The 13,917-nt window shown below is 67.7% G+C and carries 13 protein-coding genes; 6 read left to right on the top strand and 7 right to left on the bottom strand.

All coding sequences use genetic code 11. From position 1 onward, the window contains the following. Nucleotides 1-360: 360 nt before the first annotated feature. Nucleotides 361-1,197: a bifunctional allantoicase/(S)-ureidoglycine aminohydrolase gene (locus HWX03_RS34295; protein WP_174385663.1), complete on the top strand. Its 837-nt coding sequence runs from the start codon at nt 361-363 to the stop codon at nt 1,195-1,197. Between the two features lie 469 nt (nt 1,198-1,666). Here the strand turns inward: HWX03_RS34295 and HWX03_RS34290 are convergent, their stop codons facing one another. After that, nucleotides 1,667-2,575 carry a LysR family transcriptional regulator gene (locus HWX03_RS34290; protein WP_175874344.1) on the bottom strand — a complete coding sequence of 303 codons (909 nt, stop codon included), beginning with the start codon at nt 2,573-2,575 and terminating at the stop codon, nt 1,667-1,669. A 121-nt stretch (nt 2,576-2,696) separates the two neighbouring features. Between HWX03_RS34290 and HWX03_RS34285 the strand changes: the two genes are divergently transcribed. Genes HWX03_RS34285 through HWX03_RS34275 form a run of 3 tightly spaced genes read left to right on the top strand, consistent with a single transcriptional unit; the run spans nt 2,697 to nt 5,125 of the window. After that, nucleotides 2,697-3,410, top strand: coding sequence for a type 1 glutamine amidotransferase domain-containing protein (locus HWX03_RS34285; protein WP_175874343.1), 714 nt, complete (start codon nt 2,697-2,699; stop codon nt 3,408-3,410). A gap of 21 nt (nt 3,411-3,431) precedes the next feature. Continuing rightward, nucleotides 3,432-4,274 (top strand): type 1 glutamine amidotransferase domain-containing protein, encoded by an 843-nt coding sequence (locus tag HWX03_RS34280; RefSeq protein WP_175874342.1) that lies wholly within the window; start codon nt 3,432-3,434, stop codon nt 4,272-4,274. A 56-nt stretch (nt 4,275-4,330) separates the two neighbouring features. Then, nucleotides 4,331-5,125 carry an SDR family oxidoreductase gene (locus HWX03_RS34275; protein WP_175874341.1) on the top strand — a complete coding sequence of 265 codons (795 nt, stop codon included), beginning with the start codon at nt 4,331-4,333 and terminating at the stop codon, nt 5,123-5,125. Nucleotides 5,126-5,616: 491 nt separating this feature from the next. Here HWX03_RS34275 and HWX03_RS34270 read toward each other — a convergent pair whose 3' ends face one another. Beyond that, nucleotides 5,617-6,411, bottom strand: a complete 795-nt coding sequence (locus HWX03_RS34270; RefSeq protein WP_175874340.1) for an aminoglycoside phosphotransferase family protein — start codon at nt 6,409-6,411, stop codon at nt 5,617-5,619. Between the two features lie 242 nt (nt 6,412-6,653). On the opposite strand from HWX03_RS34270, the gene HWX03_RS34265 reads away from it, so the two are divergent. Next, complete coding sequence (locus HWX03_RS34265) at nt 6,654-8,792, top strand: PBP1A family penicillin-binding protein (RefSeq protein WP_175874339.1); 2,139 nt, start codon at nt 6,654-6,656, stop codon at nt 8,790-8,792. Between the two features lie 8 nt (nt 8,793-8,800). Further along, nucleotides 8,801-9,412 (top strand): trimeric intracellular cation channel family protein, encoded by a 612-nt coding sequence (locus tag HWX03_RS34260; RefSeq protein ID WP_175874338.1) that lies wholly within the window; start codon nt 8,801-8,803, stop codon nt 9,410-9,412. Nucleotides 9,413-9,442: 30 nt separating this feature from the next. Here HWX03_RS34260 and HWX03_RS34255 read toward each other — a convergent pair whose 3' ends face one another. The 5 genes from HWX03_RS34255 to HWX03_RS34235 all read right to left on the bottom strand — a co-directional run bounded on the left by HWX03_RS34255 (nt 9,443) and on the right by HWX03_RS34235 (nt 13,888). Then, nucleotides 9,443-9,832: a VOC family protein gene (locus HWX03_RS34255; RefSeq protein WP_175874337.1), complete on the bottom strand. Its 390-nt coding sequence runs from the start codon at nt 9,830-9,832 to the stop codon at nt 9,443-9,445. A 105-nt stretch (nt 9,833-9,937) separates the two neighbouring features. After that, on the bottom strand, nt 9,938-10,759 hold the full coding sequence (locus tag HWX03_RS34250) for a heme ABC transporter ATP-binding protein (RefSeq protein WP_175874336.1): 822 nt from the start codon (nt 10,757-10,759) through the stop codon (nt 9,938-9,940). 19 nt (nt 10,760-10,778) lie between these two features. Beyond that, nucleotides 10,779-11,867, bottom strand: a complete 1,089-nt coding sequence (locus HWX03_RS34245) for an iron ABC transporter permease (protein WP_175874335.1) — start codon at nt 11,865-11,867, stop codon at nt 10,779-10,781. Nucleotides 11,868-11,882: 15 nt separating this feature from the next. Then, a complete protein-coding gene (locus HWX03_RS34240; RefSeq protein WP_175874334.1) occupies nt 11,883-12,800 on the bottom strand; it encodes an ABC transporter substrate-binding protein in 918 nt (305 codons plus the stop codon). Beyond that, nucleotides 12,797-13,888 (bottom strand): ChuX/HutX family heme-like substrate-binding protein, encoded by a 1,092-nt coding sequence (locus HWX03_RS34235; protein WP_175874333.1) that lies wholly within the window; start codon nt 13,886-13,888, stop codon nt 12,797-12,799. The genes HWX03_RS34240 and HWX03_RS34235 overlap by 4 nt, the downstream gene beginning before the upstream one ends. Nucleotides 13,889-13,917: the final 29 nt, after the last annotated feature.

The following is a 13,917-nucleotide window of genomic DNA, read 5'->3' as shown; positions in this document are numbered from 1 at the left end:
ATCGCGGGCGCCGGCGAGTAGTGGGAAATCGAATGGATGTCATCGCAACATTTAATTGGTCGATCGGGATCGACTTCGCTATCGTCGGCGATGCTCGCGTACCGAGTCGAACCGTGCCGCCGTCCGCGTCTCGCCGCATGATCGCGAGCGCCGCGGCCCGGCCGGCCCGACAACCCGGGCCGCCGCGTCCGCTGAACCGGACGGACCCGACGCGAAGCCTGGCCGACCGACCGAAGGCGCATGCGCTTTCAAGCCACCCCGGCAACGATGTCCCGCCGCCGCATGCGTGCCCCACGCGCATGCGAACCGCCCGATGCCGTTTGCGCCAGGGGCCGGACCAACCCATTGCCTGGATGCACTATGTCTAAGACAACGTATTACGCGCCGCATGGCGGCCACCCGCCGCAGACGGATCTGCTGACCGATCGCGCGATGTTCACCGAGGCGTACGCGGTGATCCCGAAGGGTGTGATGCGCGACATCGTCACGAGCTGGCTGCCGTTCTGGACGAACACGCGCCTGTGGGTGATCGCCCGCCCGCTGTCGGGTTTCGCGGAAACCTTCTCGCAGTACATCGTCGAAGTGAATCCGGGCGGCGGCAGCGACAAGCCCGAGCAGGACAAGAACGCCGAAGCCGTGCTGTTCGTCGTCGAAGGCGAAGCCGAGCTGACGCTGCAAGGCAAGCAGCACACGCTGAAGCCGGGCGGCTACGCGTTCATTCCGCCGGGCGCGGACTGGACGCTGCACAACGTCAGCGATGCCGCGGTGCGTTTCCACTGGGTGCGCAAGCACTATCAGGCCGTCGACGGCATTCCGCTGCCGGAAGCGTTCGTGACCAACGAGCAGGACGTCGAGCCGATCCCGATGCCGGGCACCAACGGCGCATGGGTGACGACGCGCTTCGTCGACATGAGCGACATGCGTCACGACATGCACGTGAACATCGTGACGTTCGAGCCGGGCGGCGTGATTCCGTTCGCCGAAACGCACGTGATGGAGCACGGCCTGTACGTGCTGGAAGGCAAGGCCGTTTATCGCCTGAACCAGGACTGGGTCGAGGTGGAAGCCGGCGACTTCATGTGGCTGCGCGCGTTCTGCCCGCAGGCGTGCTATTCGGGCGGGCCTGGGCGTTTCCGTTATCTGCTGTACAAGGATGTGAACCGTCACATGAACTTGTTGCTGAATCCTGCGCGCTGAAGCGCGGCGCAGGTCGGACATGAAAACCCGCCGGTGTTTGCCGGCGGTTTTTTTTCGGGTTATTCGTGGGTTTCGTTGGATGCCCGGTGCCGATTCCGGACATATGCCGGGTCAGCAAAACGCTCGCGCGGTCAAAGGAAGTGTCCCGAGTAGCTCGGCCGGTCGGCGAGCTTACTGGCGATCAAGTGCCGCACCTTGCCTTCGGTCTCCCACACGCCGTACACCGGGAGCAGGGCGGCGCCGACCACCTCTTTGCGGTACGCCTCCAGCAGTCCATTGGAACGGAATTCAGCCTCCGGCTGCGTATCGCGGATTGACGATGCTTCGCGCGGCCGTGCTAACCGTGTCAGCTTCGAATCGGACGTGCATTCCGACCTGTCTCGAACCGGGCGGCGCAGCCGAACAGGGCGATGCACCCAAGGCGGGTCACGCAGGATGGCGCGCTAGGTCAACCCGTGTCGCAACGGGTTCAAGCCTCGGCTGCTGACGTGACCAGCATGTCGATCAAGTTGCGGGACGCGGCCGACAGGCGGCGATGCGGCGCATAGATGACCGAAAACGGCCGTGTGCGACCCCGCAGATGGGGCAGCACTTCGACGAGATTCCCGGCCCGGATCCGATCCTGAACGATGAAGTCATAGGTCTGGCAGATGCCGGCGCCACTCTGCGCCATCGAAACGACACCCAGCACATCGTCGGAGACCGCGACGTTCGAAGGCGGCAGCCATTCGATGTCCTGATCGCCGTCCCGGAACACCCAGGGCGCGATACGGCCGCTGCTGGGCAGCATGAATGGCAAACAAAGATGGTCCTCCAGATCGGCCACGTTTCCCGGCGTGCCGGCTTGCGCCACGTACTCGGGCGACGCAACGAGGCACAGCGCCGCATCCTCGAGCTTGCGCGCGACCAGGCCGCTGTCCGGCAATTCGCCTAGACGGATCGCCAGGTCGAAACCCTCGGCCACCAGATCGACGTTCCGGTTCGCGATGTTCAGCTCCACGCGAACGTGCGGGTGTTCCCGCGTGAACCGCCGAAGCAGCGGCGGCAGACGATAGTGCCCGTACGTCGTTGGTACGCTCAGCCGGACATGGCCGGTCAAGGTGCCACCGTGCCCCTGAATGGCCCGCTCGGCGTCATCGATCAGCAGGAACGCCGCGCGTGATTGCTCCAGATAGAGCCTGCCGTGCTCCGTCAGGCTCAACCGCCGAGTCGAACGACGCAGCAACTGCGTACCCAACCGGGCTTCCAGACGTGTGATGGCTCGGCTCAACACGGAAGGCGTGCTGCCCAATGCCACCGCACCGGCTGTCATCGAGCCCTTTTCGACCACCGTCACGAATGCTTCCACGTCGCCGAGATGGTCGAATTTCCGTGCCATCTTGTCCTCCAAAGAACAAATGATTTACTTTTGTGTCAGTTTATCTCCTCGAACGAGCCAAATAAAGTGCGTGCTTCGTGACTGAATTGTCGAGTCACCCACCGACATCTGGAGCACAGGCATGAATGGCGAACCTCGCGACCGACAGGATTTGTCGGTCCTTTTCGTACTCACGAGCCACGCGAAGAAAGGCTCGACCGACGAGCCGACCGGTTTTTATCTCGGCGAAGTGACGCATCCGCTGGCCGAACTCGACGCGGCTGGTATTCCCGTCGAATTCGCATCGATTCAGGGCGGTGAACCGCCAGTCGACGGGCTCGATCTCGACGACGAAATCAATGCTCACTATTGGAGCGATGCCGCTTTCCGCGACGCACTGCGCCACACGCAGCGGCTGGGCGATGTCGACGCATCGAAATATGCCGCGGTCTTCTTTGCCGGCGGTCATGGCGCAATGTGGGATTTTCCCGGCAATGCCGACGTGGAAAAGGTGACGCGAGCGGTCTATGAGGCGGGTGGCGTGGTCGGTGCGGTATGTCACGGTCCGGCCGCACTGGTCGACGTGAAACTTGTCGACGGTACATATCTCGTCGCCGGCAAGAATCTGAGCGCATTCACGGATGAAGAAGAACGGGCGGTCCAGCTCGATCGCGTCGTCCCTTTCCTGCTCGCGAGCACCTTGACGCAGCGCGGCGCACTTCACCATCCCGTGCCGAACTGGACGGCGAAGGTCGTCGTCGACGGACGGCTCGTGACTGGCCAGAACCCGCAGTCGGCTTCCGGCGTGGGCGCGTCCATGCGTCATCTGTTGCTCACCCGTTCACGACAAGCTTGAAATTTCCCGATGGAGAAAGTCATGCATTCGATGCGCAAGCTCGCCGTTGCCGCCATGCTCGGCATTGCCGCGTACGGCGCTCACGCTGCCAACGTCCTCGTGGTGTTGTCGGATTCCGATCACCTCGACCTGAAGGACGACAAGGTCTTCGCGACGGGCTTCTACCTGAACGAGCTGATGCAGCCCGTGAAGGCGCTGCTCGATGCGGGTCATCAGGTGACCTTCGCCACGCCGGAGGGCAAGGCACCGACGATGGACGTCACGTCGGCCGACAAGATGTACTTCAACGGCGATGACAAGGCGATGCGCGACTACCGGGCCTTGCTCGACAAGCTGCAAATCACGTCGCACACGCATTCCCCGGTGATCAGCCTATCGCGGGTGGAGCAGATCGGTTACGCGCACTTCGATGCCGTCTATGTTCCCGGCGGCCATGCGCCGATGCAGGACCTGTCGACCAGTGCCGCCGTGGGCAGATTGCTGGCCGACTTTCACGCGCGCGGCAAGACCACGGCGCTCGTTTGCCACGGCCCGATTGCGCTGCTGTCGACCCTGCCCGATGCGCCGGGCTTTACACGAAAGCTCGCGGCAGGGAACGCGGGCGACGGCGATCCGAAATGGATCTATGCCGGTTACCGGATGACGGTGATCAGCAACGCGGAAGAAGAACAGGCCAAAGGGCTGCTCGGCGGCGGCGCGATGAAGTTCTATCCGCAGACTGCGTTGCAACGCGCGGGTGGAATTTATAGCAGTAACAAGATGCCGTTTACCGCATACATGGTGACCGACCGTGAATTGATCACGGGACAAAATCCCGCATCGGCTCTGGACGTCGCCGGCGAAATGCTGAAGCGGCTCAAGTAATGCCGTGCGATAGACCGGCAGTGCCGGTTCCTCGATGAGTAAAGGAGAAGCAAACCGTGGATCTGCAACTTGAAGGAAAAACTGCGATCGTCACTGGCGCCACTGCCGGCATCGGCATGGCGATCGCGCGAACGTTGGCCGGGGAAGGCGTGGCGGTCACGATCACCGGGCGGCAACGCGACAAGCTCGACGCGGCCGTCGCCGAGCTCTCCGCTACCGCGCAGCGCGGCAGCGTGCGCGGAATCGTCGCCGACGTGAGCGGCGATCGCGGTGTCGCGGAACTGATCGATGCACAGCCGGACACGAATATTCTCGTGAACAATCTCGGCTACTACGAAGCCAAGCCGTTTGCCGAGATCACCGATGACGACTGGCTGAGAATGATCGACGTCAACGTGATGTCGGGTGTACGGCTGTCACGTCATTACTTTCCTCGCATGCTTGCGAAGAACTGGGGGCGTGTGATCTTCATGTCCAGTGAAGTCGGCGCATTCACGCCGCCGGACATGGTGCACTACGGTGTCAGCAAATCGGCTCAACTCGCGGTCTCGCGCGGAATGGCCGAACTGACGAAGGGGACGGGCGTCACTGTCAACAGCGTACTGCCCTCCGCTACGCGCTCGGAAGGCATCGTGGCGTATCTTCGGCAGACCGCGCCACGACCCGATATGAGCGACGCGGAAATCGAATCGCACTTCTTCGACACGTATCGTCCAAGCTCGCTGATTGCCCGCATGATCGAGGCCGACGAAATTGCCGCGATGGTGGCGTTGCTTGTCAGTCCTTTGGGCGCGGCATCCAATGGCGCTGCGGTACGCGTCGAGGGCGGCACCTATCGGTCGATTCTCTGAACAGGCACCGCTATATGGACGCACAGGCCTTCGTCGCGCTCGTCGAGGTGAAGCGGGTTCCGGCGTGGTGCTGGCGCAAGCCCCACGAGCGCCGCGCAACAGCGGCAAAAGATGCCGGCCGGGCTTGAACTCGGTCGCGCGATAGTCGGTCGCGTTCTCGTTGTCCTCGGAGGCCTACGGTAACGCCAGCGTCACGTGGATATCCCGGGTCCCGCGCATCGGAATCCGTCCGGCACCGCGGCAGCAGCCGGCCAGGTCGCACATGGCCGTGGAGAGGTCGACATGCCTGGCTGCTAGCGCAGCCCGCCGGACAACGATTCCGAAATCTCTCGAAGCTTTCATCGATATTGACCAAAGGCACGCGGTTACTCAAGTTGTCGGCGATCTAGCCCTTATGGTCGAGTGCCTGAAACAGGCCGAATGCCGGTGGTCTTCGCGGCTTTCCCTCCGGAAATCCGCGATGGACCTGTTTTCATGGTCGCTGCGTATTGCTACAGGCCGAGCGCGATTGCCGCGAGTTGCGCAACCTCCAGCCGCGTATCGGCCGGCAACTCGTCTTCCATCAACCACACGGCCGACAGCCCAGCCCACGCGAGTATCCATTGCAGCAACCGCCGCCGGTCGAGCTGCGCGGCATCTGCCACGACCGCGACACGCCGCTCGAAACGCACGGGATCGACCGCGATGTCATGCGCAGGATTGCAGAACAGGTTCGCGTAATCGAACGTGCGCTCGCCGCGCAGCCCTTTCGGGTCGATCGCGCGCCAGCCGCGATCGCCGAAATGAAGGATGTTGTCGTGGTGAATGTCGCCGTGCAGCACGACTTCGTCGCCGGAGGGCTCGGCCAGCAACTGGCGGGCGATCGTTGCCGAGCGGCGCAGTGCGTCGTTGTCGGCGTCGTTCGACAGCAGCGCGTAGAACCAGTCGTGCAGCGGCACGACCGGAGGTAACTGCGGTGCACGATGCGCGTGCAGCCGCGCGACGACGTCGCAGGCGATGCGCATCGTGTCGTCGTCGTGACCCGCTGCCGACAACGCGGCCAGCGACGGCGCCGGCTGCGCGCGTTCGAGCAGGATCGCGTCGCCGTCGTGCTGCCACACCTGCGCGGCGCCTTGCCCGTTCCACCAGGCCATCAGTGCATTGCCGCGGCGCTCTTCGTCGCACGTCGCGACTTTCAGCATCGCCGGCCGCGCGTGCCAGACGACCGGCAACAGGCCGCCGCTCGCGGTCAGGATCGGGCCGCCGTCGGGGACGAGGCCCCACAGGTCGAAGTATCGATCGAACATCCGACGATGGTACAAGCGAACCGGCTCGCGTGCCCGTCGCGCTCGGCCGCGACGCCATGCCGCGGACCGGCATACGCGGCGCGAGCGGGCTCCGAAGCGCTTCCCTAAATAAAATTTAGCCAGCCAAACTTTGGCTAAAGAATGTTCCGGTTTCGCGCCATCCCTTCGACAATGCGCGCCTTTCGTGACCGATCGGCGCCGCTCGCGCGCCGGCCGTCGCGGCACTGAAGAAGGAGCCCGACATGACCGACCCCACCGCCAACCCACCGCCACCGCCCGCGCCGCCATCCGCACCGCCGCGCCGCCGCCGCGTATGGCGTACGCTCGCGGGCGCGCTGCTCGGCCTGGCGCTCGCGTGCGCGGGCATCGGCGCATGGACGATCGATCGCATCTGGACGCAGTTGCCGTCCGTCGAACACCTGGCCGTCTATCGTCCCGCGCTGCCGCTGCGGATCTTCTCGCGCGACGGCGACCTGCTGGCCGAATACGGCGTCGAGCGGCGCGAGTTCGTGCCGCTCGAACGCATCCCGCCGCTGATGCGGCATGCGCTGCTCGCGGCCGAGGACGCGAAGTTCTACGAACACGGCCCGGTCGATGTGGGCGGCCTCGCGCGCGCGACGTTCGCGAACGTGGTGACGGGGCAGCCGGGGCAGGGCGGCAGCACGATCACGATGCAGGTCGCGCGCAACTTCTACCTGACGCGCGACAAGGTGCTGAGCCGTAAGCTCGCCGAGATCCTGATGGCGGCCAAGCTCGAACGCGAATACAGCAAGGACAAGCTGCTCGAGCTGTACATGAACGAGATCTATCTGGGCGAGCGCGCGTACGGCTTTGCGGCCGCCGCGCACGTGTACTTCGGCAAGCCGCTCGACGCGCTGAGCGCGGGCGAGGCGGCCGTGCTCGCCGGGCTGCCGAAGGCGCCGTCCGCGTTCAACCCGGTCGTCAACCCGGCGCGCGCGACCGCGCGGCGCAACTACGTGCTCGGCCGGATGCATGCGCTCGGCCAGCTCGACGAGGTGACGTATCGCGCGGCCGTCGACGCGCCGATCGCGCTGGCGACCACGCCGCCGCCCGGCATCGTCGCGGCGCCGTACGTCGCCGAGCGCGCGCGCCGGATGATGGTCGAGCGGTTTCATGACGACGCGTACACACTCGGCCTCGACGTGACGACCACCATCTCGATGCGCGACCAGCGCGCGGCCGAAGCCGCGCTCGAGCGCACGCTGAGCCGCCAGCCGCGCGCGAAGCGCGAGGCGCGCACCGGGCTCGAAGGCGCGCTCGTGTCGCTCGATGTGGCCACCGGCGACATGCTCGCGCTGGTCGGCGGCGCGGATTTCAACCGCAACGTGTTCGATCATGCGCTGCAGGCGTATCGCCAGCCGGGGTCGAGCTTCAAGCCGTTCGTCTATTCGGCGGCGCTGGAGAAGGGCTACTTCCCCGGCGTGCTCGTCGACGATACGCAGCGCACGCTCACGCACGCGGAAACCGGCGCGCGGCCTTGGCGTCCGCGTAATTTCGGCAATCGCTACGAAGGCTTCATCCCGGTGCGGCGCGGGCTCGTGCGCTCGAAGAACCTGGTCGCGGTCAGCCTGATGCAGGCAACCGACGCGCGCTACGTGCAGCAGCACGCGGTGCACTTCGGCTTCGACGCGCAGCGCAATCCGGCGTCGCTGCCGCTCGCGCTCGGCGCGGGCGCCGTAACGCCGCTCGAACTCGCGAGCGCCTACAGCGTGTTCGCGAACGGCGGGACGCGGATGGAGCCGCGCCTGATCCTGTCGGTGAAGCAGCGTCACGGCGGCGCGATGTACGAGGCGACCGTGCCGGCGGGCGAGCGGGTCGTGTCGGCACGCAATGCGTTCGTGATGGACAGCATGCTGCGCGACGTCGTGCGGGCCGGCACCGCGCGCGGCGCGCTCGCGCTGCGGCGTGACGATGCGGCCGGCAAGACGGGCACGTCGAACGGATCGAAGGACGTGTGGTTCGCCGGCTATTCGTCGGGCATCGTCGCGGTCGCGTGGCTCGGCTACGACACGCCGCGCCCGATGGGGCGCGCGACCGGCGCGACGCTGGCGTTGCCCGTCTGGCTCGACTACATGAAGACGGCCGTCGACGGGCGCACGCCGCTCGATGCGACGCCGCCGCAGGACGTCGCGCTCGTCGACGGCGATTTCGTGTACGCCGAATACACGCGTGGCACGTGCACGGCCGACGTGCCGGCGTATATCCGCAGCCGCTTTGCATGCGGCGGCGCGGCGGCCGTCGATGCGCCGGATGCACCGAACGCACCGGCCGGCAACGGCAAGCGCGACGAACCGATGCCTGCCGCCGTCGATGCGGCCGAGCGCGAACGCGTGCTCGACCTGTTCCGGACCGACGACTGACGCGCGCGATGCACACGCTTTATCTGATTGCGATCGTCGCGGAAGCGATGTCGGGGGCGCTGATGGGCATGCGCCGCGGGATGGACCGCTTCGGGCTCGCGCTCGTCGGCGCGGTGACGGCGCTCGGCGGCGGCACCGTGCGCGACGTGCTGCTCGGCCACTATCCGCTCGGCTGGATCGCGCATCCCGAATACCTGGTGATCACGCTCGTCGCGGCGACCGTCGCGTCGTGGGCGGCACGGCACGTCGCGCGGATGAAGACGCTGTTCGTCACCGTCGATGCGATCGGCCTCGCGGCATTCACGATCATCGGCTGCGACGTCGGCGCGTCGACCGGCACGGCGCCGATCATCGTCGTGCTGGCCGGGGCGATCACGGGCGTGTGCGGCGGGATGCTGCGCGACCTGCTGTGCAACGAGATGCCGCTGATCCTGCGCGAGGAACTGTATGCGAGCGTCGCGTTCGTCACGGGTTCGCTGTATGTCGGGATGCAGCATCTCGGTATCGACGCGGGGTTCGCGACGCTCGTCGCGCTCGCGGCCGGCTTCTCGATGCGGATGCTCGCCGTACGGCTCGGCTGGAAGATGCGCAGCTTCGGCGCGGCGGACGTCGAGCACTGAGCGCTCGCGCCGATGCCTGCCGGCCGGCACTCAGTCCGGCTGCATGACCTGAAAGACGTTCCCTTCCGGATCGATGCCGTCGACCATCCGGTACGGGAAGCCGTCGTAGCGCTTGATATCGTGCACGGTCACGCCGTCGCGCGCGAGCCGGTCGCGATACGCGTCGATATCGGCGTCGATTCTGAATACGAGCTTCACGTTGCTGGTGGCCGCGTGCGCGTTCGTGCTTGCGGATGCGGCTGCATGACGGAACGCCGGGCCGGCCCGATGCAGCGCGAGTTCGATCGCGCCTGCGTCGAGCACGGTCCATTCGCCGTCGATTTCCTCGATGACGGGCAGTGCGAAATGCCGTTGATAGAACGTCTTCAGCAACGCGACGTCGCGGACGTACAGGATGATGCGGGTCATCGGAAGTGGCACGGAGTTTTCCTCGAAGGGGAGAGACGAACGATCTCGAGCGAAGGCCGCCGACGACGGCAGCACGCGACATCGAGCGACGCAACGATCTTGCGATACACGCCCACGCTACGCGGGCACCATCACCGGCGGTGTCCCGTCGCCGGTTTCCACCATCCTCACCGCGAAGCCATAGCACTGCGCGATATGGGCGGGCGTCATCACGTCGCGCGGCGCGCCATGCGCGACGATCGTGCCGTCGGCGAGCATCGCGATCGTATCCGCATGCCGCGCGGCGAGGTTCGGATCGTGGACGATCGCGAGCACGCCGAGTTGCCATTCGCGCGCGACGGCGCGCACGGTATCGAGCAGCCGGTGCTGGTGCGCGAGGTCGAGCGCGGCGGTTGGCTCGTCGAGCAGCAGATAACGCGGGCCGGCTTCCGTTGCGTCGTGGTCCGGCCACAGCTGCGCGAGGACGCGGGCGAACTGCACGCGCGCGAGTTCGCCGCCCGACAGCGTCGTGACGTCGCGGCCGACGAGCGCATCGGCGCCCGCGCGTTCGAGCGCGCGCCACGCGATGTCGCGATCGCGGTGTGACGTGGCACCACTGCGCCGCGCATGCGGATAGCGGCCGAGCAGCACGATTTCATCGACGCTGAACGGGAACGCCGGCTGCGCGGCCTGCGGCAGCACCGCGCGCAGGCACGCGAGCCGCGGCGCGTCGATGCGCGCGAGCGGTTCGCCGTTCAGCGTGATGTCGCCCGTCACGCGCACGCCGTTCGGCGCGACGCTGCCGGTCAGCTCGCCGGCGAAGGTTTTCAGCAGCGTGCTCTTGCCTGCGCCGTTGCGGCCGAGCAGCGCGGTCACGCGGCCGGGTTCGATCGACAGCGACAGGTCGCGCAGGATCGTGTCGTGCCGGCGGGCGACGTCGAGGTGGTGGGCAGTCAGCATGGTCGTCGTGAAGAAGGGATTACCTGCCGAGCGCGCTGCGGTTCTTCCACAGCAGTGCGAGGAAGAACGGCGCGCCGAGCAGCGCGGTCAGCACGCCGAGCGGAATGTCGGCGGGCGCGGCGACGGTGCGCGCGGCAAGATCGGCCGCGAGCGTCAGCAACGCGCCGAGCAACGCGGCGCCGGGCAGCACGATGCGCTGGTCGGGGCCGCACGCGAGGCGCACGCAATGCGGCGCGACGAGCCCGATAAAGCCGATGATGCCCGCGCACGACACGAGCGCGCCGACCGTGAGCGCGACCGCGACGAGCACGCGCCGCTTCAGTTGCTGCACGGGCACGCCGAGATGCAGCGCTTCGGTTTCGCCGAGCTGCAGCGCGTTCAGCGCATCGCGTTCGCGCACGAGCAGCACGCAGCCGATCGCGACGCACGGCGCGACGGCCGCCAGCGTCGACCATTGCGCGCCGCCGAGGCTGCCGAGGCTCCAGAAGGTCAGCGAACGCAGCTGCGCGTCGTCGGCGACGAACGTGAGCAGCCCGATCGCCGCGCCGGCCAGCGCATTGATCGCGATGCCGGCGAGCAGCAGCAGCGGCAGCGCGAGCCGGCCGTGCGATGCGGCCAGCCGGTAGACGAGCGCCGCGACCGCGAGGCCGCCCGCGAACGCGGCCACCGGCAGCGCGGCCGCGCTCGCGTGCGCGGCAAAGAGCGCGGGACCGAGCACGATCAGCGTGGTCGCGCCGAGCGCGGCGCCGCTCGACACGCCGACGAGCCCCGGATCGGCGAGCGGATTGCGGAACAGCGCCTGCATCGCGGCGCCGGTCGCGCCGAAGCCGCCGCCGACCAGCAGTGCGAGCACGACGCGCGGCGCGCGGATGTCGAACAGCACCGCGCGCGCCTGTTGCGCGGCCACGTCGCCGCTCAGCGCGGCCCAAGCTTCCGCCAGCGGAATGCGGTACGCGCCGACGCACAGCGCGACGACGGACATCGCGCCCACCAGAACGGCGAGCGCGGCCAGGACGAATGGCGCGAAGCGGCGCGACGTGCCGAGGCGCGCGGCGCCGGCGCGCGAGGTGGGCGACGGCGCGTTGAAGGGCGAAGCGTGAGCGGGCATCGGGTCGGTCCGGAATCAGGCGAGCGCATCCGACAGGCGTCGATGCAGGGTCGTGACGGCGAGCGGCAGGCGCGGGCCGAAGCCGAGCAGGAACAGCGCGTCGAGTGATACGACGCGCCGTGCGCGGCCGGCCGGCGTCATGCTGAAGCCGGGTGTCGCGAGCAGCGCGGCGTGACCGCCGACGGCCGCCAGCCCTTCGTCGGAGATCAGCACGACGTCGGGCGCGGCCGCCGCGAGCGCCTCGGTCGTCAGCGGCTTGTAGTGATCGAAGCCCTGCATCGCGTTGCGCGCGCCCGCATAGCGGATCATCGCGTCGGCGGCCGTGCGCTGGCCGGCGACGAGCGCCTGGGTGCCGGTATGGTTCAGCACGAACAGCACGCGCGGCGGCTGCGCGCCGCCGGGCACGCGCGCGGCGACCGCGGCGCGCGCGGCCTGCCAGTCGCGATCGAAACGCTGCAGCAGCGCGGTGCCGGCGTCGCGCACGTCGAGCGCCTGCGCGACGCCGGTGATCTTCGCGCGCACCGATTCGACGTCGTGGCGCTCGTCGAACGTCGTCACCGTGACGCCGGCGCCTTTCACCTGCGCGAGCGCCGTCGGCGGGCCGGCTTCCGCCGAGGTCAGCACGAGATCGGGCCGCAGCGACAGCAGCCCTTCGGCCGACAGCGCGCGCTGGTAGCCGACCTTCGGCAGGCGCTTCGCGGCGTCGGGATACGTGCAGGTCGTGTCGGCGCCGACGAGCCGGTAACGCGGTGTCTCGGCGCCGCCGAGCGCGAAGGTGGTCTCCGCGAGCGCGCCGCCGATCACGATCACGCGCTTCGGGGCGGCCGGCGCGGCCTGGGCGAGCACGCCGCCGGGCAGCGCGCCCGCGAGCGCGCCGGCCGCCGCGCCGGCCAGCAGCGTACGGCGGCGCGGATCGAACGGCCGCGCGCTCACCGCGCGCCCCCGCGTGCGGCCGCCGGCAGCGTCGCGACGAGCGCGCGCCAGTCGTCGCGCTCGACCTTGCCGGGCTTGCGCTCGCCGAACAGCAGCGCGACGTGGTCGCCCTGCCGGTCGAACAGCTCGAGCGACGTGACGATGCCGTCGCTCGTCGGCTTCTTCACGACCCATGCGGCGGCGATCAGGTCTTCGCGTACATGCAGGTTGAAGCCCGGATCGAGGACGTTGATCCACGCGCCGACCTCGCGCACGTTCGCGACGGGGCCCGTATGGATCTGGATCATCCCCGCGTTGCCGACGAACACCATGATCGGCTGGCCGCTTTTCGCTGCGTGTTCGAGCACGTGGCGCAACGCATGCGCGGTTTCGACCGGATACGCGTAGTGCGGATCGGCGAGGCGCAGCGCCTGCATGCGGCTCACGCCGAAGCGCTGCGTGATGCCGAAGAACTGGTGCGTGTCGGTCATCGCGTCCCACGCGGCGCGAAAGCCCGCGACGTCGATCTCGGTGTCCGCGCGCTCGGGCGTTTTCGGCGCGGCGGGCGCGACCTCGAGGCCGGGCTCCTGCGACGGCGCGCGCCAGCGTTCGACGAACGCGTCGTATGCGGCGTGATCGCTGTGCGCGCGCAGGTAGACCTTGTGGATCGCGTGGCCTTGCGCATCGAAGAACTGCAGGCTCTTCAGCGGGCCGTGCGCGGTCTCGTCGCGCACCGCGAACGCCGACACCCAGTGACGATAGAAGATGCGCAGGTCGATGTCGCCGAGCGCGAGGCCGACGGGGCCGTCGTGGCTCATCTGCGCGTACTCGCCGTCCTTTTCGTGGACGGCCGTGTCGTTGCGCGTCAGCGCCATCACGCGGCCGAGGCGCGGCATTTCCTCGAACATCGCCGGAAAGCGCGCGTCGAGCCGCACGACGTGCTCGCCGACGAACGCGGCGAGCGCCTCGGCTTCGCTGACGCCGAGCGCCTGCGCGACGTCGCGGTTGCGCAGCTGGCGCTCGGTCTTGAGCTTGACGAACGCGTCGCGCAAGGCGGCGGCCGCGCGGGCCGGCGTGGCCGATTGACCGGGAAGGGCGGATTGCATCATGTCGGACTCCTTCAAGTAACGGTTGGGGT

The organism is Burkholderia sp. BCC0397 (genome assembly GCF_902832865.1).
In the GTDB taxonomy this organism is placed as follows: Bacteria; Pseudomonadota; Gammaproteobacteria; order Burkholderiales; family Burkholderiaceae; genus Burkholderia.
The sequence above is the reverse complement of the archived record's forward strand: the minus strand, read 5'-3'. Positions and strand labels throughout refer to the sequence as shown.